Raw genomic sequence first — 21,833 nt, 5'->3', positions numbered from 1 at the left:
GGAACATGTCAGAGGTGTACGCCGTCCGACGCGGGCTGCTCCGCGACCGGTACGCCGCCGCCGGATCCGCTGCGGCCCTGGTCTCCCGCCCCGCCAACGTCCGCTATCTCGCGGGCGGGGCCCCGCCCGGCGCCGTGCTGCTGCTCGGCCCCGGACAGGACGTCCTGCTCTGCCCCCGTGCCCCGACGGGCGATCCCGCCCACGGGCGCCCCGACGAACAACTGCGGCTGACGGTGCTGCCCGCGCCCGACGGGGACCCCGTCGTCGCCGCCGCGGATCTGGCTCTCTCCCTCGACGCGGAATCCCTCGCCGTCGAGGAGCACGACCTCACCGTCGCCCGGCACCGAGCCATGGGCTCCGTCGCCCCCCGCCTCCGCCTGGCCGATCTCGGCTTCACCGTGGAGCAGCTGCGGGTCGTCAAGGACGAGGAGGAGATCGCCTGTCTGCGGATCGCCGCCGAGATCACCGACCAGGCCCTCGGAGAGCTCCTCGAATCCATCCTGGTGGGCCGCACCGAGCGGCACCTCGCCCTGGAGCTGGAGCGCCGCCTGGTGGACCACGGAGCGGACGGCCCCGCCTTCTCCACTTCCGTCGGAACCGGCCCCAATTCCGGCCAGGGGCGTCACAGGCCCTCGGACCGGAGGGTGGAGGAAGGCGATTTTCTCTCCGTCTGCCTGGGTGCGAACTATCGCGGCTACCGGTGCGAGATCGGTCGGACGTTCGTCATCGGGACCGCTCCCGCCGCATGGCAGATCGAGCTGTACGACCTTGTTTTCGCCGCTCAGCGGGCCGGGCGGGAGGCTCTCGTGCCCGGTGCCGCCTACCGTGACGTGGACCACGCGGCCCGTCATCTGCTGGAATCGGCGGGTCACACGGAGGGCCTCCAGGCATGGACCGGGCACGGGGTAGGGCTCGAAATCGACGAGGACCCGCAGCTGGCACCGACAGCCATGGGTAAACTGGACGCTTGTGTGCCGGTCACCGTCGAACCGGGGGTCCACCTCCCGGGCCGGGGCGGTGTCCGGATCGATGACACGCTCGTCGTGCGCCCCGAGGCGGACGGCGGACCCGAGCTACTCACCATTACGACCAAGGAGCTGCTCGCGCTCTAGCGCGCATCCTTTGTCGTCCACCAGCTTCAGTCCAGGAGATTCCGCAACCGTGGCTTCCACGAACGACCTCAAGAACGGCCTGGTGCTCAAGCTCGACGGAGGCCAGCTCTGGTCCGTCGTCGAGTTCCAGCACGTCAAGCCCGGCAAGGGCCCGGCTTTCGTGCGTACCAAGCTCAAGAACGTGCTCTCCGGCAAGGTCGTCGACAAGACGTTCAACGCCGGCGTGAAGGTCGAAACGGCCACCATTGACCGCCGAGACATGCAGTTCTCGTACATGGACGGCGAGTACTTCGTCTTCATGGACATGAACACGTACGACCAGCTGATGGTCGACCGCAAGGCTGTCGGCGACGCCGCCAACTTCCTGATCGAGGGCTTCACCGCTTCGGTCGCGCAGCACGAGGGCGAGGTGCTCTACGTCGAGCTGCCGGCCGCGGTCGAGCTGACGATCCAGCACACCGACCCGGGTGTCCAGGGTGACCGCTCCACCGGTGGCAGCAAGCCCGCCACCCTGGAGACGGGCTACGAGATCGGCGTCCCGCTCTTCATCACCACCGGCGAGAAGATCAAGGTCGACACCCGTACGGGCGACTACCTCGGCCGGGTGAACAGCTAACCGTGGCTGCCCGGAACAAGGCCCGCAAGCGCGCCTTCCAGATCCTCTTCGAGGCCGACCAGCGCGGTGAGTCCGTGCAGACGGTCCTCGCGGACTGGGTTCGGCTCTCGCGGACCGACGACCGTCAGCCGCCGGTCGGCGAATTCACCATGGAGCTCGTCGAGGGGTACGCGCAGTACGCGGACCGCATCGACGACCTCATCGTCACCTATGCCGTGGACTGGGAGATCGACCGCATGCCGGTCGTCGACCGGAGCATCCTCAGGCTCGGCGCGTACGAGCTGATCTGGATGGACTCGACCCCGGACGCCGTGGTGATCGATGAGGCGGTCCAGCTCGCCAAGGAGTTCTCCACGGACGACTCCCCGTCCTTCGTGAACGGCCTGCTGGCCCGTTTCAAGGATCTCAAGCCGAACCTCCGCCGGGAGCAGTAGCCCGGCGGTGTTCAGCCGAACGAAGGGCCCATGGCGCGAGCTGTGGGCCCTTCGGCGTGCCCGGCGCCGCCACCCCGCCCGGCAGGGCCGCGCCCCACACCTGCCGAGGTGCGAGCCGCCCCGGAAACGGAAAGGCGCCGGGAACGGAAACGCCGGGCCGGCGGGGTGCCCGCGAGGGCCCCCGCCTACCCGGCGGTACGTTTCTGCTGCGGCTGTCAGCCCTCGTCGTGGGCCACTGCGCGGCGCGCGTCGGCGTCCAGAACGCCCCAGCTGATCAGCTGCTCCGTGAGCACGGACGGCGACTGGTCGTAGATCACGGCCAGCGTGCGCAGATCGTCCTGGCGGATCGAGAGCACCTTGCCGTTGTAGTCGCCGCGCTGGCTCTGGATCGTCGCCGCGTAACGCTGCAGCGGTCCGGCCTTCTCCGGCGGGACGTGGGCGAGGCGCTCCAGGTCGAGGACGAGCTTCGGCGGCGGCTCGGCAGCACCGCCGGGCGTCGTGCCGGGCAGGAGCTCCTGCACCGGGACGCCATAGAAATCCGCCAGCTCGGCAAGGCGCTGCACGGTCACGGCGCGGTCGCCGCGCTCGTACGAACCGACCACTACGGCCTTCCAGCGGCCCTGCGACTTCTCCTCCACGCCGTGGAGGGAGAGGCCCTGCTGGGTGCGGATGGCGCGGAGCTTGGCCCCGAGCTGTTTTGCGTATTCGCTGGACATAAGGCTCCCCGGACGCTGGAACATTCTGCGGCTCCGCCGCGTGGCTGGTAACTCACTGTGAGGTTACGCAGCGTTACTTGGATGCGTCAAGCTGAAAGGTCCGGACTGCCACCTCCCGGGGGCGGGGTCGGGGCTCGCACAAGCCCTGGTAACGTGGATGACGCAATTTCGACGTCCTTTAACGTCCGTCCAGTGAGGCGGAGAAGGAGGTCCGTTTCTTATGGACGCACAGCATGACGACCACGGCAATGCGGCACGCCCCGTTCTCGAGGCTCCCGACATCGCCCGGGTACTGACCCGAATCGCCCACGAGATCGTCGAACGCGCCAAGGGCGCCGACGACGTGGTGCTCCTCGGCATCCCGACGCGGGGGGTCTACCTCGCCTCCCGGCTCGCCGGGAAACTCGAAGAGATCACCGGCCGGAAGACGCCGGTCGGATCGCTCGACATCACGATGTACCGCGACGACCTGAGGATGCGCCCCGCGCGCGCCCTTGCCCGCACGGAGATCCCCGGTGAGGGCATCGAGGGCAGGCTCGTCGTCCTGGTCGACGACGTGCTCTTCTCCGGCCGCACGATCCGCGCCGCACTCGACGCGCTCGGCGACATCGGCCGTCCACGCGCCGTGCAGCTCGCGGTCCTCGTCGACCGCGGCCACCGTGAACTCCCGATCCGTGCCGACTACGTCGGCAAGAACCTCCCCACGTCGCTGCGGGAGACGGTCAAGGTCCAGCTCGCCGAGGAGGACGGCCGCGACGCCGTGCTGCTCGGCGTCAAGCAGACCGTCCCGGCGGGCGAGCAGTAGCTCCGCGCCCCGTACGCCGCTCCAGTGGCCGTACGGCAGCTTCCGCACGCCCGCATGCCTGATCCCTCCACCATCCACGGAGAACCCCAGATGAAGCGTCACCTCATCTCGGCCGCAGATCTCACCCGCGACGACGCCGTCCTGATCCTCGACACCGCCGAGGAAATGGCCCGGGTCGCGGACCGGCCGATCAAGAAGCTCCCCACCCTGCGCGGCCGTACCGTCGTCAACCTCTTCTTCGAGGACTCGACGCGCACCCGCATCTCGTTCGAGGCCGCCGCCAAGCGGCTGTCCGCCGACGTCATCAACTTCTCCGCGAAGGGCTCGTCCGTCTCCAAGGGCGAGTCCCTCAAGGACACCGCCCTGACCCTGGAGGCGATGGGCGCCGACGCCGTCGTCATCCGGCACGGCGCCTCGGGGGCTCCGTACCGCCTCGCGACATCGGGCTGGATCGACGGGGCCGTCGTCAACGCGGGCGACGGCACGCACGAGCACCCCACCCAGGCACTGCTGGACGCCTTCACGATGCGCCGCAGGCTGGTCGGAGCCGACGCGGGGCTCGGCCGGGACCTCGAAGGCCGCCGCATCACGATCGTCGGCGACATCCTGCACAGCCGGGTGGCCCGGTCCAACGTCCACCTGCTGACCACGCTCGGCGCGCACGTCACCCTGGTGGCCCCGCCCACCCTGGTGCCCGTCGGTGTCGAGCAGTGGCCCTGCGACGTCAGCTACAGCCTCGACGAGGTGCTGCCGAAGTCCGACGCGGTGATGATGCTCCGTGTGCAGCGCGAACGGATGAACGCCGCGTACTTCCCGACCGAGCGCGAGTACTCGCGCCGCTACGGCCTGGACGGCCTGCGCATGGCGCGCATGCCCGAGCACGCCATCGTCATGCACCCCGGCCCGATGGTCCGCGGCATGGAGATCACCGCCGACGTCGCCGACTCCGACCGCTGCACGGTCGTCGAGCAGGTCGCCAACGGCGTGTCGATCCGCATGGCCGTGCTCTACCTGCTGCTCGGCGGCTCCGAGCCCGCCGCTCCCGCCGTTCACAACCGTACCGAGGAGAACAAGTAACCATGAGCAAGATCCTTATCCGCGGTGCGAAGGTCCTCGGCGGCGAGCCCCAGGACGTCCTCATCGACGGCGAGACCATCTCCGCGGTCGGCACCGGACTCGACGCCGGCGACGCCACCGTGATCGAGGCCGCGGGCCAGGTCCTGCTGCCCGGCCTCGTCGACCTGCACACGCACCTGCGCGAGCCCGGCCGCGAGGACTCCGAGACGGTGCTCACCGGCACCCGGGCCGCGGCCGTCGGCGGCTTCACCGCCGTCCACGCCATGGCCAACACATTCCCCGTAGCCGACACCGCGGGCGTCGTCGAGCAGGTCTGGCGGCTCGGCAAGGAGTCCGGCTACTGCGACGTGCAGCCCATCGGCGCCGTCACCGTCGGCCTGGAGGGCAAGCAGCTCGCCGAGCTCGGAGCCATGCACGACTCCGCCGCCGGAGTGAAGGTCTTCTCCGACGACGGCAAGTGCGTCGACGACGCGGTGATCATGCGACGCGCCCTGGAGTACGTGAAGGCGTTCGACGGCGTCGTCGCCCAGCATGCGCAGGAGCCCCGCCTCACCGAGGGCGCCCAGATGAACGAGGGCATCGTCTCGGCCGAGCTCGGTCTCGGCGGCTGGCCCGCCGTCGCCGAGGAGTCGATCATCGCCCGCGACGTACTGCTCGCCGCCCACGTCGACTCCCGGGTGCACATCTGCCACCTCTCGACCGCCGGCTCCGTGGAGATCGTCCGCTGGGCCAAGTCCAAGGGCTGGAACGTCACCGCCGAGGTCACCCCGCACCACCTGCTCCTCACCGACGAGCTCGTACGGACCTACGACCCCGTCTACAAGGTGAACCCGCCGCTGCGCACCGAGGCCGACGTGATGGCCCTGCGCGAGGCGCTCGCCGACGGCACGATCGACTGCGTCGCCACCGACCACGCCCCGCACCCGCACGAGGACAAGGACTGCGAGTGGGCCGCCGCCGCCATGGGCATGGTGGGCCTGGAGACCGCGCTGTCCGTGGTCCAGCAGACGATGGTGGACACCGGTCTCATCGACTGGGCGGGCGTCGCCGACCGCATGTCGTTCCGTCCCGCGGCCATCGGCCGGCTCGAAGGACACGGCCGGCCCGTCTCGGCGGGTGAGCCCGCCAACCTCACACTGGTCGATCCGGCATACCGTGGAGCCGTGGACCCCGCGGGCTTCGCGTCCCGCAGCCGCAACACTCCGTACGAGGGTCGCGAGCTGCCGGGCCGAGTGACCCACACCTTCCTGCGGGGCCGTGCCACGGTCGTCGACGGGAAGCTCGCGTGACAACACTCAACCCCAGTTATCAGCTGTACCAGCTGGCCGCCGAGCAGAAGTCGGCGGAGGTGACCGACTGGTCCGCCCGCATCAGCTGGGTCCTCGGACTGGTCGTCTTCATCGCTTTCGTCTACTGGCTGATGCGCCAGGGGTGGAAGTGGCGCGGCAGCCTCCAGTCCGATCTGCCCGAGCTCGCCACGGCCCCCGAAGGATTCGCGGACGGCGAGAAGCTGCTCACGCTGACCGGCCGCTACCACGCGTCGACCACTGCGGGACAGTGGCTCGACCGCATCGTCGCCCACGGCCTCGGCACCCGCAGCCGGGTGGAACTCACCCTCACGGAGCAGGGCCTCGACGTCGTACGCCCCGGCGCGGCCGACTTCTTCGTCCCCGCCGCCGCACTGCGCGAGGCCCGGCTCGACAAGGCGCTCGCCGGCAAGGTCCTCCCCGAGGGCGGCCTCCTGGTCATCACCTGGGCGCACGGCGACAGGCTGATCGACTCCGGTTTCCGCTCCGACCACGCCGCCGAGCACCCGGCCTGGGTCGACGCCGTCAACCACCTCACCAGCACTACGGAAGGCACCGCACGATGACGATCTCCACCCGGGGAGCCGACAAAGCTCCCGCCGTACTCGTCCTGGAGGACGGCCGCTCCTTCCGCGGCCGCGCCTACGGGGCCGTGGGGGAGACCTTCGGCGAAGCGGTGTTCTCCACCGGCATGACCGGTTACCAGGAAACGCTGACCGATCCCTCGTACCACCGCCAGGTCGTCGTGATGACCGCCCCGCACATCGGCAACACCGGTGTGAACGACGACGACGCCGAGTCGAAGCAGATCTGGGTCGCCGGATACGTCGTCCGCGACCCCGCCCGCAAGCCCTCCAACTGGCGCTCCCGGCGCTCGCTGGACGAGGAGCTCGTCAGCCAGGGCATCGTCGGCATCAGCGGCATCGACACCCGTGCGCTGACCCGCCACCTCCGCGAGCGCGGCGCGATGCGCGTCGGCATCTTCTCCGGCAACGCCATCGCGGACGAGGGCATACTGCTCGCCAAGGTGCGCCAGGCGCCCGAGATGAGCGGCGCCGACCTCGCCGCCGAGGTCGCCACCAAGGAGACGTACGTCGTCCCGGCGATCGGCACCAAGAAGTTCACCGTCGCCGCGATCGACCTCGGCATCAAGGGCATGACCCCGCACCGCATGGCCGAGCGCGGCATCGAGGTGCACGTCCTGCCCGCCACCGCCACCCTCGACGAGGTGTACGCGGTGAAGCCCGACGGAGTCTTCTTCTCCAACGGCCCCGGCGACCCGTCGACCGCCGACCACCCCGTCTCCGTCATGCAGGGCGTCCTGGAGCGGAAGACCCCGCTCTTCGGCATCTGCTTCGGCAACCAGATCCTGGGCCGCGCACTGGGCTTCGGCACGTACAAGCTGAAGTACGGCCACCGCGGCATCAACCAGCCCGTGCAGGACCGCACGACCGGCAAGGTCGAGGTCACCGCGCACAACCACGGCTTCGCCGTCGACGCCCCCCTCGACAAGGTCTCCGACACCGAGTTCGGCCGCGCCGAGGTCTCCCACGTCTGCCTGAACGACCAGGTCGTCGAAGGCCTCCAGCTCCTGGACCGGCCCGCCTTCAGCGTCCAGTACCACCCCGAAGCAGCTGCAGGCCCGCACGACGCCGCGTACCTCTTCGACCGTTTCGTTACCCTGATGGAGGGCCAGCGTGCCTAAGCGCTCCGATATCCAGTCCGTCCTGGTCATCGGCTCCGGCCCGATCGTCATCGGGCAGGCCGCCGAATTCGACTACTCCGGCACCCAGGCCTGCCGCGTTCTCAAGGCCGAGGGCCTGCGCGTCATCCTGGTCAACTCCAACCCGGCCACGATCATGACCGACCCGGAGATCGCCGACGCCACGTACGTCGAGCCGATCACCCCCGAGTTCGTCGAGAAGATCATCGCCAAGGAGCGCCCCGACGCGCTCCTCCCGACGCTGGGCGGCCAGACCGCGCTCAACACCGCGATCTCCATGCACGAGAACGGTGTCCTGGAGAAGTACGGCGTCGAGCTCATCGGCGCCAACGTCGAGGCCATCAACAAGGGCGAGGACCGCGACCTCTTCAAGGGCGTCGTCGAAGCCGTCAAGGCGAAGATCGGTTACGGCGAGTCCGCCCGCTCCGTCATCTGCCACACCATGGACGACATCATCGAGGGCGTCGACACCCTCGGCGGCTACCCCGTCGTCGTCCGCCCGTCCTTCACCATGGGCGGCGCCGGTTCCGGCTTCGCCCACGACGAGGACGAGCTGCGCCGCATCGCCGGACAGGGCCTCACGCTCTCGCCGACCACCGAGGTGCTCCTGGAGGAGTCCATCCTGGGCTGGAAGGAGTACGAGCTGGAGCTGATGCGCGACAAGAACGACAACGTCGTGGTCGTCTGCTCCATCGAGAACTTCGACCCGATGGGCGTCCACACCGGTGACTCGATCACCGTCGCCCCCTCGATGACCCTCACCGACCGCGAGTACCAGCGGCTGCGCGACATCGGCATCGCGATCATCCGCGAGGTCGGTGTCGACACCGGCGGCTGCAACATCCAGTTCGCCATCGACCCGACCGACGGCCGGGTCATCGTGATCGAGATGAACCCGCGCGTCTCCCGCTCCTCGGCGCTCGCCTCGAAGGCCACCGGCTTCCCGATCGCCAAGATCGCCGCCAAGCTGGCTGTCGGCTACACGCTCGACGAGATCCCCAACGACATCACCGAGAAGACGCCGGCCTCCTTCGAGCCGACCCTCGACTACGTCGTCGTGAAGGCCCCGCGCTTCGCCTTCGAGAAGTTCCCCTCCGCCGACTCCACCCTCACCACCACCATGAAGTCGGTGGGCGAGGCCATGGCGATCGGCCGCAACTTCACCGAGGCGCTGCAGAAGGCCCTGCGCTCCCTGGAGAAGAAGGGCTCGCAGTTCGCCTTCACCGGCGAGCCCGGCGACAAGGCCGAGCTGCTCGCCGAGGCGGTCCGCCCCACGGACGGCCGCATCAACACCGTCATGCAGGCGATCCGCGCCGGCGCCACCCAGGAAGAGGTCTTCGACGCCACGAAGATCGACCCCTGGTTCGTCGACCAGCTCTTCCTGATCAAGGAGATCGCCGACGAGCTGGCCGCCGCCGAGCGCCTCGACACCGAGCTGCTCGCCGAGGCCAAGCGGCACGGCTTCTCCGACGCCCAGATCGGCGAGATCCGCGGTCTGCGCGAGGACGTCGTGCGCGAGGTACGGCACGCCCTGGGCATCCGCCCGGTCTACAAGACGGTGGACACCTGTGCCGCGGAGTTCGCCGCCAACACGCCGTACTTCTACTCCTCCTACGACGAGGAGAGCGAGGTCGCGTCCCGCACCAAGCCCGCGGTGATCATCCTCGGATCCGGTCCGAACCGCATCGGCCAGGGCATCGAGTTCGACTACTCCTGCGTCCACGCCTCCTTCGCACTGAGCGACGCGGGCTACGAGACCGTGATGGTCAACTGCAACCCGGAGACCGTCTCCACGGACTACGACACCTCCGACCGGCTGTACTTCGAGCCGCTCACCCTCGAGGACGTCCTGGAGATCGTGCACGCCGAGTCCCTCGCGGGCCCGATCGCCGGTGTCATCGTCCAGCTCGGCGGCCAGACCCCGCTCGGCCTGGCGCAGGCGCTCAAGGACAACGGCGTGCCGATCGTGGGCACCTCCCCGGAGGCCATCCACGCCGCCGAGGACCGCGGTGCCTTCGGCCGGGTCCTCGCCGAGGCCGGTCTGCCCGCCCCGAAGCACGGCACGGCGACCACGTTCTCCGAGGCCAAGGCCATCGCCGACGAGATCGGCTACCCCGTCCTCGTACGCCCGTCGTACGTGCTCGGCGGCCGCGGCATGGAGATCGTGTACGACGAGGCGCGCCTCTCCTCGTACATCGCCGAGTCCACCGAGATCAGCCCCACCCGGCCGGTCCTGGTCGACCGCTTCCTCGACGACGCGATCGAGATCGACGTCGACGCGCTCTACGACGGCACCGAGCTGTACCTCGGCGGCGTCATGGAGCACATCGAGGAGGCCGGCATCCACTCCGGCGACTCCGCCTGCGCACTGCCCCCGATCACGCTCGGCGGCTTCGACATCAAGCGCCTGCGGGCCTCGACCGAGGGCATCGCCAAGGGCGTCGGCGTACGCGGCCTGATCAACATCCAGTTCGCGCTCTCCGGCGACATCCTCTACGTGCTCGAAGCCAACCCGCGCGCCTCGCGGACCGTCCCCTTCACCTCGAAGGCGACCGCGGTCCCGCTCGCGAAGGCCGCCGCCCGCATCTCGCTGGGCGCGACCGTCGCCGAGCTGCGCGAGGAGGGCCTGCTGCCGAAGCAGGGCGACGGCGGCACCCTGCCGCTCGACGCGCCGATCTCCGTCAAGGAGGCCGTCATGCCGTGGTCGCGCTTCCGCGACATCCACGGCCGCGGCGTCGACACGGTCCTCGGCCCGGAGATGCGCTCCACCGGTGAGGTCATGGGCATCGACTCGGTCTTCGGCACGGCGTACGCCAAGTCGCAGGCCGGCGCGTACGGCCCGCTGCCCACCAAGGGCCGCGCCTTCATCTCCGTCGCCAACCGCGACAAGCGCTCGATGATCTTCCCGGCCCGCGAGCTCGTCGCCCACGGCTTCGAGCTGATGGCCACGTCCGGCACGGCCGAGGTGCTCAAGCGCAACGGCATCAACGCCACCATCGTGCGCAAGCAGTCCGAGGGCGAGGGCCCCAACGGCGAGAAGACCATCGTCCAGCTGATCCACGACGGCCAGGTCGACCTCATCGTCAACACGCCGTACGGAACGGGCGGCAGGCTCGACGGCTACGAGATCCGCACCGCGGCCGTCGCCCGGTCGGTGCCGTGCCTCACCACGGTCCAGGCGCTCGCCGCCGCCGTCCAGGGCATCGACGCGCTCAACCACGGTGACGTCGGCGTACGTTCCCTCCAGGAACACGCGGAACATCTGACCGCGGCCCGCGACTAGGGCCTCCCGTTCGGATCATGCCGGGCTCGCGGGGTCCGGCACGCACTCCCCCAAGGCCTTAAGGGCCAGGGGGGACCCCCTCCGGCGTTGTCGTCGTCGCTTACTTCCCCGAGCTCTCGGCTTCGCTCGAGCAGAGGAGACCCCATCGCGTGGGCTCCCTCCTCCGCCTTGCAGCTGCACGCACCGGACCCCGCTCCCTGATCCGGCCTGATCCGAACGAAAGACCCTAGGACGCCAGCAGGGGGGACACCGGAAACGGTGTCCCCCTCTTCATGAGGACTGTGTGATGTACAAACTCTTCTTCCAGCTGGTCTTCAAGCGCATGGACCCGGAGCAGGCCCACTACCTGGCCTTCCGCTGGATCCGCCTCGCGGCCCGCGTCCCCGTGCTGCGGACCTTCGTCGCCGCCGCGCTCGCCCCCCGCTACGAGGAACTGCGCACCGAGGCCCTCGGGCTGAGGATGCACGGCCCGTTCGGGCTCGCCGCCGGCTTCGACAAGAACGCGATCGCGATCGACGGCATGTCGATGCTCGGGTTCGACCACATCGAGATCGGCACGGTCACCGGTGAACCGCAGCCCGGCAACCCGAAGCAGCGCCTCTTCCGGCTCGTCGCGGACCGTGCGCTGATCAACCGCATGGGCTTCAACAACGAGGGCTCCGCGGCCGTCGCCGAACGCCTGGCCGCCCGCAGGCCCGTCTTCCGTACGACGGTCGGCGTCAACATCGGCAAGACCAAGGTGGTCCCCGAGGCCGAGGCGGTGGGGGACTACGTCAAGTCCACCGAGCGGCTCGCCGCCCACGCCGACTACCTCGTCGTCAACGTCTCCTCGCCCAACACCCCCGGCCTGCGCAACCTCCAGGCCACCGAGGCGCTCCGGCCGCTGCTCTCGGCGGTGCGCGAGGCCGCCGACCGTACGGTCACGGACCGCCGGGTCCCGCTGCTCGTCAAGATCGCCCCCGACCTGGCGGACGACGACGTCGACGCGGTCGCGGACCTCGCCGTCGAGCTAGGTCTGGACGGCATCATCGCCACCAACACCACCATCGCCCGCGACAGTCTCGGACTGAAGTCCCCGGCGTCGCTGGTCAAGGAGACCGGCGGACTCTCCGGCGCACCCCTCAAGGAGCGCTCCCTGGAGGTCCTGAGCCGCCTGTACGCCCGTGTGGGGACCCGGATCACCCTCGTCGGTGTCGGGGGCGTCGAGAACGCCGAGGACGCCTGGCAGCGCATCCTCGCCGGTGCCACGCTCGTCCAGGGCTACAGCGCCTTCATCTACGAGGGCCCGTTCTACGCCCGTTCGATCCACAAGGGCCTGGCCGCCCGCCTTGCCGCCTCCCCGTACGCCACCCTCGCCGAAGCCGTCGGCGCCTCGACACGGAAGGTCATGCAGTGACCCTCGAACCCTTCGGCGCCCGTCTGCGCCGCGCCATGGACACCCGCGGACCGCTCTGCGTGGGCATCGACCCGCACGCCTCGCTCCTCACCTCCTGGGGCCTGAACGACGACATCGCGGGCCTGGAGCGCTTCACCCGTACCGTCGTCGAGGCACTGGCCGACCGGGTCGCCGTGCTCAAGCCGCAGTCGGCGTTCTTCGAGCGATTCGGCTCGCGCGGCATCGCCGTCCTGGAGAAGGCCGTCGAGGAGGCGCGCGCCGCCGGGGCCCTGGTGCTCATGGACGCCAAGCGCGGGGACATCGGCTCCACCATGGGCGCCTACGCGGCCACGTACCTCGACAAGGACTCGCCGCTGTTCTCCGACGCGGTCACCGTCTCGCCGTACCTCGGCTTCGGCTCGCTGCGCCCGGCGCTCGACGCGGCCGCGATCTCCGGCTCGGGCGTCTTCGTCCTCGCCCTCACCTCCAACCCGGAGGGCGCCGAGGTCCAGCGTGCCACCGCCGCGGACGGCCGGCCGCTGGCCCAGCTGATGCTCGACCACATGGCCGCCGAGAACGAGGGCGCGGCGCCGCTCGGCTCCGTCGGGGCGGTCGTCGGTGCCACGCTCGGGGACGCGGGTGTGAATCTGGCGATCAACGGTCCGCTGCTCGCTCCCGGCATCGGCGCCCAGGGCGCCACTCCCGCGGATCTGCCCGGTGTGTTCGGCGCCTCGGTGGGCAATGTGGTGCCGAGCGTGAGCCGGGGCGTGCTGCGCCACGGACCGGACGCGTCAGGGCTGCGCGAAGCCGCCGGTCGGTTCGCGGACGAGGTCCGCGCAGCCGTCTCGGATGGCTGACCATGCCACGTAACAGCGCGTTGACGGAATCCTGACCAGAAATCCGGGTTGTTATGACGGAAATGTCCTGGTCGGCTGAGGCTGACCAGGACTTTTCGTCTGTTCTCGCTGACTCAGGCGGCCGTGGCCGCTAGTCTCCGTCGAGAGCTAACGAGCACAGGTTGTTCGTTGCTCACCGGCTGTGGGGCTTTCACGTTCCTCAGCGGTCCGTATCCGACAGATCGACATCCGAGGTGACGTAGGCGTGGCTCTTCCGCCCCTTACCCCTGAACAGCGCGCAGCCGCGCTCGAAAAGGCCGCCGCGGCTCGCCGGGAGCGGGCCGAGGTCAAGAATCGACTCAAGCATTCCGGCGCCTCCCTCCACGAGGTCATCAAGTCGGGCCAGGAGAACGACGTCATCGGCAAGATGAAGGTCTCCGCCCTGCTGGAGTCCCTGCCGGGCGTGGGCAAGGTCCGCGCCAAGCAGATCATGGAGCGGCTCGGCATCTCCGAGAGCCGCCGGGTCCGGGGTCTTGGCTCCAACCAGATCGCATCTTTGGAGCGTGAGTTCGGCGGCAGTGCCGCCTGACGTTCTCAGGCACTCCTGAGAAGCGGGATAATCGCTCCATGGCTGCAACATCCCGGGGGAACTCCCCCGTACCCCCGGACGTACGTCCGCGGCTGACCGTGCTCTCCGGCCCCTCCGGGGTCGGTAAGAGCACGGTCGTCGCTCATATGCGCAAGGTTCACCCCGAGGTCTGGCTCTCGGTGTCGGCCACGACCCGCAAACCGCGCCCCGGCGAACGCAACGGCGTCCACTACTTCTTCGTGGACACCGAGGAGTTCGACAAGCTGATCGCCAACGGCGAGCTGCTGGAGTGGGCGGAGTTCGCGGGCAACCGTTACGGCACCCCACGCCGGGCCGTGCTGGAGCGCCTCGAGGCGGGCGAACCGGTGCTGCTGGAGATCGATCTGCAGGGTGCCCGCCTGGTCCGCCAGTCGATGCCCGACGCGCAGCTCGTCTTCCTGGCGCCGCCGAGCTGGGACGAGCTGGTCCGCCGGCTCACCGGCCGCGGGACGGAGGCGCCCGACGTGATCGAGCGCCGTCTCACGGCGGCGAAGGTCGAGCTGGCCGCCGAGGCGGAGTTCGATACGACTCTTGTCAACACCTCGGTCGAGGACGTGGCACGCGAGCTGCTAACGTTGATGCTGCAGGCTTCCGGCCTCCGCGGCATCGACGACTGACCTCGTCGGCCCCCGCGGACGCAGAGCATCACCACTGCGGAACCAGCATGATCAAAGATCTCTTTGATCTCTATCCCCTTCGGAAGGCAGAGAGTGTCCTCTTCCATCACCACGCCCGAGGGCATCATCAACCCGCCGATTGATGAGCTCCTCGAGGCCACCGACTCGAAGTACAGCCTCGTGATCTACGCGGCCAAGCGCGCGCGCCAGATCAACGCGTACTACTCGCAGCTCGGTGAAGGCCTCCTCGAGTACGTCGGTCCGCTCGTCGACACCCACGTGCACGAGAAGCCGCTCTCGATCGCGCTCCGCGAGATCAACGCGGGCCTGCTGACCTCCGAGGCCATCGAGGGCCCCGCACAGTAGGCAGGAAACGCACCTTCACCACAGGCCCGGCGGTCATCACCGCCGGGCCTGTGGTGTGTCCGGGGCCGGGCCCGCCGAGGGCCGTCCCATGCGGTGAGGCAGCATGGAGTGCGTACGTCCCCCGGCTGCGGGCAGCCGGGTGCGCATCGGTTGCGCGGAGAAACGAGTGCGGGGAGACGCAGTGGACAAGCCGAAGGTCGTCCTGGGGGTCAGCGGTGGCATCGCCGCCTACAAGGCGTGCGAACTGCTGCGCCGGCTGACCGAGTCCGGTCATGACGTCCGGGTCGTGCCGACCGGGGCGTCGCTGAACTTCGTCGGGGCCGCCACCTGGTCGGCGCTCTCCGGCAACCCCGTGTCGAGCGAGGTCTGGGACAGCGTGCACGAGGTGCCGCACGTCCGGATCGGGCAGGCGGCCGACCTCGTCGTGGTCGCCCCCGCCACCGCCGACATGCTCGCCAAGGCCGCCCACGGCCTCGCCGACGACCTCCTCACCAACACGCTCCTCACCGCCCGCTGTCCGGTCGTCTTCGCACCGGCGATGCACACCGAGATGTGGGAGCACCCGGCCACGCAGGAGAACGTGGCCACGCTGCGCCGCCGCGGCGCCGTCGTCATCGAGCCCGCTGTCGGCCGCCTCACCGGCGTCGACACCGGCAAGGGCCGGCTGCCGGACCCGGGTGAGATCTTCGAGGTCTGCCGCCGCGTCCTGACCCGCGGACCGGCCGAACCCGACCTCGCAGGCCGGCACGTGGTCATCAGCGCCGGCGGCACCCGGGAGCCCCTCGACCCGGTCCGCTACCTCGGCAACCGCTCCTCCGGCAAGCAGGGCTACGCGCTGGCGCGCACCGCTGTCGCCCGCGGCGCCCGGGTGACGCTGATCGAGGCGAACACCGGACTGCCCGACCCCGCGGGCGCCGACGTCCTGCGCGCCGGAACCGCCGTACAGCTGCGCGAGGCCGTGCTGAAGGCGGTGGCCGACGCCGATGTGGTGGTGATGGCCGCGGCGGTCGCCGACTTCCGTCCCGCGGACTACGCCGCGGGCAAGATCAAGAAGAAGGACGGCCAGGAGCCGGCGCCCCTGGTCCTCGTCCGCAATCCCGACATCCTCGCCGAGGTCTCCGCGGACCGGGCCCGCCCCGGCCAGGTCGTCGTCGGTTTCGCCGCGGAGACCGACGACGTCCTCGCCAACGGCCGCGAGAAGCTCCGCCGCAAGGGCTGCGACCTGCTCGTGGTCAACGAGGTGGGGGAGCGCAAGACCTTCGGGTCCGAGGAGAACGAAGCGGTGGTGCTCTCGGCCGAAGGCGGCGAGACCGCTGTGCCGTACGGGCCGAAAGAAGCACTCGCCGACACGGTTTGGGACCTGGTGGCGGCGCGCTTCGGCTAGATTGCTCAGTTGCCGCTCCGGCGGGATGGAAGCTCAAGAAATTCGGTCATTTCTCACACCCGGAAGGAGTGATTGTCGTACTGACGTCAACAGTGCCGCCGGTCACAGAGCTCCCAAGGGGCGAGACGCGTGGCCCATTCACCGGAAGCGACCGATAAACTGGTCGACGGAACGTGCCGGGCGCAGCTCCCGGAGGTCCATCAATGATCAGCCAGCAGCCGCTGCAACCCCAGGGAGCGATGTGTCCCGCCGTCTCTTCACCTCGGAGTCCGTTACCGAGGGCCACCCCGACAAGATCGCTGACCAGATCAGCGACACGATTCTCGACGCGCTCCTGCGTGAGGACCCTTCCTCGCGTGTCGCCGTCGAGACCTTGATCACTACTGGTCTGGTGCATGTCGCGGGTGAGGTCACCACCAAGGCCTACGCCGACATCCCCAACCTCGTGCGCAACAAGGTGCTGGAGATCGGCTACGACTCCTCCAAGAAGGGCTTCGACGGAGCCTCCTGCGGCGTGTCCGTGTCCATCGGAGCGCAGTCCCCGGACATCGCCCAGGGTGTCGACACGGCGTACGAGAAGCGCGTCGAGGGCGACGAGGACGAGCTCGACAAGCAGGGCGCCGGCGACCAGGGCCTCATGTTCGGCTACGCCTGCGACGAGACGCCCGAGCTGATGCCGCTCCCGATCCACGTGGCGCACCGGCTCTCCCGCCGGCTGTCGGAGGTCCGCAAGAACGGGACCATCCCGTACCTGCGTCCCGACGGCAAGACCCAGGTCACCATCGAGTACGACGGTGACAAGGCCGTCCGCCTCGACACGGTCGTCGTCTCCTCGCAGCACGCGTCCGACATCGACCTGGACTCGCTCCTCGCGCCCGACATCCGTGAGTTCGTCGTCGAGCACGTCCTGGCGCAGCTCATCGAGGACGGCATCAAGCTGGACACCGAGGGCTACCGGCTCCTGGTGAACCCGACCGGCCGCTTCGAGATCGGCGGTCCGATGGGTGACGCCGGTCTGACCGGCCGGAAGATCATCATCGACACCTACGGCGGCATGGCCCGCCACGGCGGCGGCGCCTTCTCCGGCAAGGACCCGTCGAAGGTCGACCGCTCGGCGGCGTACGCCATGCGCTGGGTGGCGAAGAACGTCGTCGCGGCCGGTCTCGCCGCCCGCTGCGAGGTCCAGGTCGCGTACGCGATCGGCAAGGCCGAGCCGGTGGGTCTGTTCGTCGAGACCTTCGGCACCGCCACCGTCGAGACGGAGAAGATCGAGCACGCGATCGGCGAGGTCTTCGACCTCCGTCCGGCCGCGATCATCCGCGACCTCGACCTGCTCCGCCCGATCTACGCCCAGACCGCCGCGTACGGCCACTTCGGCCGTGAGCTGCCCGACTTCACCTGGGAGCGCACCGACCGCGTGGACGCGCTGCGTGCGGCGGCGGGGCTCTAGCCCGGCCGACGTCAGCCCTCCGGGGCCCGGATGCCGTACACGGTGTCCGGGCCCCTGTGCGTGCGCTGCGGGAGGCGCGACCGGTGTCAGTGGCGTCTGGTAGGAATTTGGCTGTGAGCAGCGAAGACGAGCGGTCCGACGAGCCCGAGGCCGGGGCACCGGAGCAGCTTGCGCTCATCCGGGAGACCGTGCGCCGGGCCAAGGTGCCGCGGGCCAAGCCCCGCACCTGGCGGGGCGCGGCGCTCGCCGAGGAGCTGCCGGTCGCCCGGGTCCTGGTGAACAAGGGCGCGCTTCACCTCGATCAGTATTTCGATTACGCGGTCCCGGAGGAGCTCGACGCCGAGGCGCAGCCCGGTGTCCGGGTGCGGGTGCGGTTCGGGGCCGGGGGGCGCCAGGTCCGCGGCGGGCGGCGCGAGGGCGGTGGGCTGATCGACGGATTCCTGATCGAGCGGCGTGCCGGGTCGGACTATCAGGGCGCCCTGGCGGCGCTCGCCTACGTCGTCTCGCCCGAGCCGGTGCTCGGCCCCGAGCTGCTCGCGCTCTCGCGGGCCGTCGCCGACCGTTACGCGGGCAGCCTCGCCGATGTGCTGCAGCTCGCCGTGCCGCCCAGGAACGGCCGGGCGGAGTCCAAGGCGTCACCCGCGCCGCTGCCACCGCCCCCGGCACCGGCCCCCGGCACCTGGGAGCGGTACGCCCAGGGGCCCGCGTTCCTCGGCGCACTGGCCGAGGGCGGTGCGCCCAGAGCCGTCTGGACCGCACTGCCCGGGCCGCACTGGCCCGAGGAGATCGCCAGGGCCGTCGCCGCCACGCTGGCCTCGGGACGGGGCGCACTCGTCGTCGTACCCGACGGGCGGACCGCGGGGCGTGTGGACGCCGCGCTCACCGAGGTGATGGGGGAGGGGCGCCACGCGCTGCTGACCGCCGACTCGGGGCCCGAGAAGCGCTACCGGGAGTGGCTCGCCGTCCGGCGCGGTTCGGTGCGCGCGGTGGTCGGGACCAGGGCCGCCATGTTCGCCCCCGTCGCCGATCTGGGCCTGGTGGCCGTCTGGGACGACGGGGACTCCAGTCACAGCGACGACAACGCCCCGTTCCCGCACGTCCGGGAAGTCCTGGAGCTGAGGGCGGCGCACGGCCGGTGCGCGTTCCTCCTGGGCGGTACCCACTGCACCGTCGAGGCCGCCCAGCTGGTCGAGAGCGGCTGGGCGCTGCCTCTGCGCGCGGACCGGGAGCAGTTGCGGATCGCGGCGCCCCTGGTGCGTACGGTCGGCGACGGTGAGCTCGCGAGGGACGGGGCGGCGCGTTCCGCCCGGCTGCCCAGCCTCGCCTGGCAGACCGTACGGGACGGGCTGCGCAGCGGTCCCGTGCTGATCCAGGTGCCGCGCCGCGGGTACGCACCCCGGCTGGCCTGCGAGCGCTGCCGCGAACCCGCGCGGTGCGGGCACTGCGCGGGGCCGCTGGAGGCTCCGGACCAGCAGGATCTCAACTGCGCCTGGTGCGGACGCGCCGAGACGGCCTGGCGCTGCGCCGCCTGCGGCAGCGGGCGGCTGCGGGCCCGGATCGTCGGTGCCCGGCGGACCGCCGAGGAGCTGGGCCGGGCGTTTCCCGCCGTTCCGGTGCGGACGTCGGGCCGGGACCACGTGCTGGACTCCGTACCGGACCAGCCCGCCCTGGTGGTCAGCACGCCCGGGGCCGAACCCGTGGCGGAGGGCGGCTACGCGGCCGCGCTGCTGCTGGACGGCTGGGCGATGGTCGGCCGGCCGGACCTGCGGGCCGGCGAGGAGGCACTGCGGCGCTGGACGGCCGCAGCCTCACTGGTGCGGGGACAGCCTGAGGGGGGCACGGTGGTGATCGTGGCCGAGCCGACCCTGCGGCCCGTCCAGGCCCTCGTGCGCTGGGACCCCGTCGGCCATGCCCGCCGCGAACTCGCGGAGCGTGCCGAGCTCGGCTTCCCCCCGGTGTCCCGGATGGCTTCGGTGACCGGGCCGCCGGAGGCGATCGCCGCGTACCTGGCCGCCGTGGAACTGCCGTCGGAGGCGGAGATCCTCGGACCGGTACCGCTGCCGGGGGCCGTCTCCGGCAGGCCCCGGAGGCAGGGGGACGCACCGCCGGGCGAGACCTGGGAACGGGCACTGGTCAGGGTTCCGCCAGGGCGCGGGGCGGCGCTCGCCGCCGCCCTGAAGGCGGCTCAGGCGGCGCGGACGGCCCGTGGGACCGGAGATCCGGTACGGATCAGGATCGACCCGCCGGACATCGGCTGACGAGGCCGTACGGCCCCGCCGCCATGGCCGCCGCCCCCGCCGTGCGGACGCGGTGAGGGCAGAGGAAGCGCTCCGGTCAGCCGTTGCGGGGGCCGGGGAAGGCGCCGGGGCGCAGCTCCTCGCGCGGCGCGGGACGGTCCGCCGACGGCTGCGGCGGCATGGAACGGGCCGCGGGCACCGCGGGCAGCACGGGGGAGGAACCGGGCGGCGCGGGCAGCGGACGGGGTGCGGACTCGGCGGCGACCTCGGCGGTACCCGGCTGCGGGGTGTTCCGCCGCGCACCGTAACGGCGGTGCACCGCCTGCTTGGTGACCCCGAGGGCCGAGCCCACCGCGTCCCACGAGAAGCCGAGCGAGCGGTCGAAGTCCACCGCCGCCGTGACCAGCGTCTCGACGCTGTCCCGCAGTTCCTGAGCCAGCCGGACGGTGGGCGCCGGGGCCCTGCCGTAGACGACGAAGCCCGCGGACGGGCCGGAGCGGCGCGGACGGTAGACGTTTCCCAGCTGCGCAGTGAGGGTGCGCAGCGCGTCCACCTGCCGCCGGACCCGCTCGATGTCCCGCACCAGCAGGTGCAGACTGGCACGCGCCTGGGCGTCGTGGGTTGCGTGGTCGGCCATGAACAAGCCTCTCGAACCGGCGTTGAAAGGGATCGGACCGCATCTTTCGGCGGCCCACTTCGGTCAATCTCTCTTGACCAACGCCTCACCCGGCCATGTGGTCACGCATCAGGGGCGTATGCGCATATGCGCGGGGCGCACAGGCGTGCGTACGCCCCCCGGTGGCCGGGTCCCGGGGCCGCCCCGTCGTCCCGGGTGTGCGCCCGTCAGGGACGACGGGACAGCCCCTAGACTGGTGTGCTGCTCGCCACACCGTACGTTTCGGCCCGAGAGGCAGTCCGCCACCCATGAAGCTCGTCTTCGCAGGCACCCCCGAGGTTGCCGTCCCCGCCCTGGACGCCCTGATCGCCTCCGGCCGCCATGAGGTGGCCGCCGTCGTCACCCGTCCCGACGCACCCGCCGGGCGGGGCCGCCGCCTCGTGGCCAGCCCGGTGGCCGAGCGCGCCGAGGAAGCGGGGATCGAGGTCCTCAAGCCGGTACGCCCGCGCGACGAGGCCTTCCTGGCGCGGCTGCGGGAGATCGCCCCGGACTGCTGCCCCGTCGTGGCCTACGGTGCGCTGCTGCCCAGGACGGCCCTCGACGTTCCCGCCCGCGGCTGGGTCAATCTGCACTTCTCGCTCCTGCCGGCCTGGCGTGGCGCCGCACCGGTGCAGCACGCGGTGATGGCCGGGGACGAGGTGACCGGCGCGTCGACCTTCCTGATCGAGGAGGGCCTGGACTCCGGACCGGTGTACGGCGTCCTGACCGAAGAGGTACGGCCCACGGACACCAGCGGTGACCTGCTCACCCGGCTGGCCTTCGCCGGCGCCGGGCTGCTCGCCGCGACCATGGACGGCATCGAGGACGGCACCCTGCACGCCGTACCGCAGCCCGCCGAGGGCATCACCCTCGCGCCCAAGATCACCGTCGAGGACGCCCAGGTGCAGTGGTCCGCACCCGCGCTGCGGGTCGACCGGATCGTGCGCGGCTGCACCCCGGCCCCCGGTGCGTGGACCCTCTTCAGGGGCGAGCGCCTCAAGCTGGTCCAGGCAGCGCCCGTCCTGGACCGCGCCGACCTGGCGCCGGGCGAGCTGTCCGCGGGCAAGAACAACGTGTACGTGGGCACCGGATCGCACGCCGTGGAGCTCCTCTGGGTCCAGCCCCAGGGCAAGAAGCCGATGAAGGCCGCCGACTGGGCGCGCGGTGTGCGCATCGTCCCGGGCGAGCTCCTGGGACTCTGACGACGGGGAG

The 21,833-nt window shown here is 70.7% G+C and carries 20 protein-coding genes; 18 read left to right on the top strand and 2 right to left on the bottom strand.

What is annotated here, in order from left to right; translation table 11 throughout:
- The first annotated feature begins 5 nt into the window (after positions 1–5).
- The 3 genes from OG844_RS06110 to nusB are packed head-to-tail and all read left to right on the top strand — an operon-like array spanning position 6 to position 2,162.
- On the top strand, positions 6–1,112 hold the full coding sequence (locus tag OG844_RS06110; protein WP_406388624.1) for a M24 family metallopeptidase: 1,107 nt from the start codon (positions 6–8) through the stop codon (positions 1,110–1,112).
- A gap of 49 nt (positions 1,113–1,161) precedes the next feature.
- The gene (efp, locus tag OG844_RS06105) at positions 1,162–1,728 is read left to right on the top strand and encodes an elongation factor P (RefSeq protein ID WP_031097761.1); all 567 of its coding nucleotides are present in this window, start codon (positions 1,162–1,164) and stop codon (positions 1,726–1,728) included.
- 2 nt (positions 1,729–1,730) lie between these two features.
- Positions 1,731–2,162 (top strand): transcription antitermination factor NusB, encoded by a 432-nt coding sequence (gene nusB, locus OG844_RS06100; protein ID WP_056787023.1) that lies wholly within the window; start codon positions 1,731–1,733, stop codon positions 2,160–2,162.
- A 215-nt stretch (positions 2,163–2,377) separates the two neighbouring features.
- On the opposite strand, the gene bldD is transcribed toward nusB, so the two are convergent.
- A complete protein-coding gene (gene bldD / locus OG844_RS06095) occupies positions 2,378–2,878 on the bottom strand; it encodes a transcriptional regulator BldD (RefSeq protein ID WP_014157378.1) in 501 nt (166 codons plus the stop codon).
- A 220-nt stretch (positions 2,879–3,098) separates the two neighbouring features.
- Between bldD and pyrR the strand changes: the two genes are divergently transcribed.
- The 14 genes from pyrR (at position 3,099) to OG844_RS06025 (ending at position 19,987) form a co-directional block, all read left to right on the top strand.
- On the top strand, positions 3,099–3,683 hold the full coding sequence (pyrR, locus tag OG844_RS06090; protein WP_329212938.1) for a bifunctional pyr operon transcriptional regulator/uracil phosphoribosyltransferase PyrR: 585 nt from the start codon (positions 3,099–3,101) through the stop codon (positions 3,681–3,683).
- 90 nt (positions 3,684–3,773) lie between these two features.
- Positions 3,774–4,760, top strand: coding sequence for an aspartate carbamoyltransferase catalytic subunit (locus OG844_RS06085; RefSeq protein WP_406388622.1), 987 nt, complete (start codon positions 3,774–3,776; stop codon positions 4,758–4,760).
- A 2-nt stretch (positions 4,761–4,762) separates the two neighbouring features.
- Positions 4,763–6,049, top strand: coding sequence for a dihydroorotase (locus OG844_RS06080; RefSeq protein ID WP_406388621.1), 1,287 nt, complete (start codon positions 4,763–4,765; stop codon positions 6,047–6,049).
- Positions 6,046–6,633: a hypothetical protein gene (locus OG844_RS06075; RefSeq protein ID WP_406388619.1), complete on the top strand. Its 588-nt coding sequence runs from the start codon at positions 6,046–6,048 to the stop codon at positions 6,631–6,633. Before OG844_RS06080 ends, OG844_RS06075 begins: the two co-directional genes overlap by 4 nt.
- On the top strand, positions 6,630–7,772 hold the full coding sequence (gene carA, locus OG844_RS06070) for a glutamine-hydrolyzing carbamoyl-phosphate synthase small subunit (RefSeq protein WP_406388617.1): 1,143 nt from the start codon (positions 6,630–6,632) through the stop codon (positions 7,770–7,772). Before OG844_RS06075 ends, carA begins: the two co-directional genes overlap by 4 nt.
- Positions 7,765–11,073, top strand: coding sequence for a carbamoyl-phosphate synthase large subunit (carB, locus tag OG844_RS06065; RefSeq protein WP_406388615.1), 3,309 nt, complete (start codon positions 7,765–7,767; stop codon positions 11,071–11,073). Before carA ends, carB begins: the two co-directional genes overlap by 8 nt.
- A 286-nt stretch (positions 11,074–11,359) precedes the next feature.
- The gene (locus OG844_RS06060; protein WP_406388613.1) at positions 11,360–12,469 is read left to right on the top strand and encodes a quinone-dependent dihydroorotate dehydrogenase; all 1,110 of its coding nucleotides are present in this window, start codon (positions 11,360–11,362) and stop codon (positions 12,467–12,469) included.
- Positions 12,466–13,305 carry an orotidine-5'-phosphate decarboxylase gene (gene pyrF, locus OG844_RS06055; protein WP_356415400.1) on the top strand — a complete coding sequence of 280 codons (840 nt, stop codon included), beginning with the start codon at positions 12,466–12,468 and terminating at the stop codon, positions 13,303–13,305. The genes OG844_RS06060 and pyrF overlap by 4 nt, the downstream gene beginning before the upstream one ends.
- Before the next feature lie 244 nt (positions 13,306–13,549).
- Positions 13,550–13,873 carry an integration host factor gene (locus tag OG844_RS06050; RefSeq protein ID WP_018524251.1) on the top strand — a complete coding sequence of 108 codons (324 nt, stop codon included), beginning with the start codon at positions 13,550–13,552 and terminating at the stop codon, positions 13,871–13,873.
- 38 nt (positions 13,874–13,911) lie between these two features.
- The gene (gene gmk / locus OG844_RS06045; RefSeq protein WP_406388611.1) at positions 13,912–14,529 is read left to right on the top strand and encodes a guanylate kinase; all 618 of its coding nucleotides are present in this window, start codon (positions 13,912–13,914) and stop codon (positions 14,527–14,529) included.
- Between the two features lie 93 nt (positions 14,530–14,622).
- A complete protein-coding gene (gene rpoZ, locus OG844_RS06040; protein WP_003970369.1) occupies positions 14,623–14,895 on the top strand; it encodes a DNA-directed RNA polymerase subunit omega in 273 nt (90 codons plus the stop codon).
- A gap of 181 nt (positions 14,896–15,076) precedes the next feature.
- On the top strand, positions 15,077–16,279 hold the full coding sequence (coaBC, locus tag OG844_RS06035; protein ID WP_406388610.1) for a bifunctional phosphopantothenoylcysteine decarboxylase/phosphopantothenate--cysteine ligase CoaBC: 1,203 nt from the start codon (positions 15,077–15,079) through the stop codon (positions 16,277–16,279).
- A 241-nt stretch (positions 16,280–16,520) separates the two neighbouring features.
- Entirely contained in the window at positions 16,521–17,729 is a 1,209-nt protein-coding gene (gene metK / locus OG844_RS06030; protein WP_406388609.1) for a methionine adenosyltransferase, read from the top strand.
- Between the two features lie 113 nt (positions 17,730–17,842).
- Entirely contained in the window at positions 17,843–19,987 is a 2,145-nt protein-coding gene (locus OG844_RS06025) for a primosomal protein N' (protein ID WP_406388608.1), read from the top strand.
- 76 nt (positions 19,988–20,063) lie between these two features.
- Here the strand turns inward: OG844_RS06025 and OG844_RS06020 are convergent, their stop codons facing one another.
- On the bottom strand, positions 20,064–20,603 hold the full coding sequence (locus tag OG844_RS06020) for a hypothetical protein (RefSeq protein ID WP_406388607.1): 540 nt from the start codon (positions 20,601–20,603) through the stop codon (positions 20,064–20,066).
- Positions 20,604–20,890: 287 nt separating this feature from the next.
- Between OG844_RS06020 and fmt the strand changes: the two genes are divergently transcribed.
- Positions 20,891–21,823, top strand: a complete 933-nt coding sequence (gene fmt, locus OG844_RS06015; protein ID WP_329212964.1) for a methionyl-tRNA formyltransferase — start codon at positions 20,891–20,893, stop codon at positions 21,821–21,823.
- Positions 21,824–21,833: the final 10 nt, after the last annotated feature.

Source organism: Streptomyces sp. NBC_00887, assembly GCF_045207585.1.
Note: the sequence above shows the minus strand (reverse complement) of the source record. Positions and strands in the feature narration are given on the sequence as shown.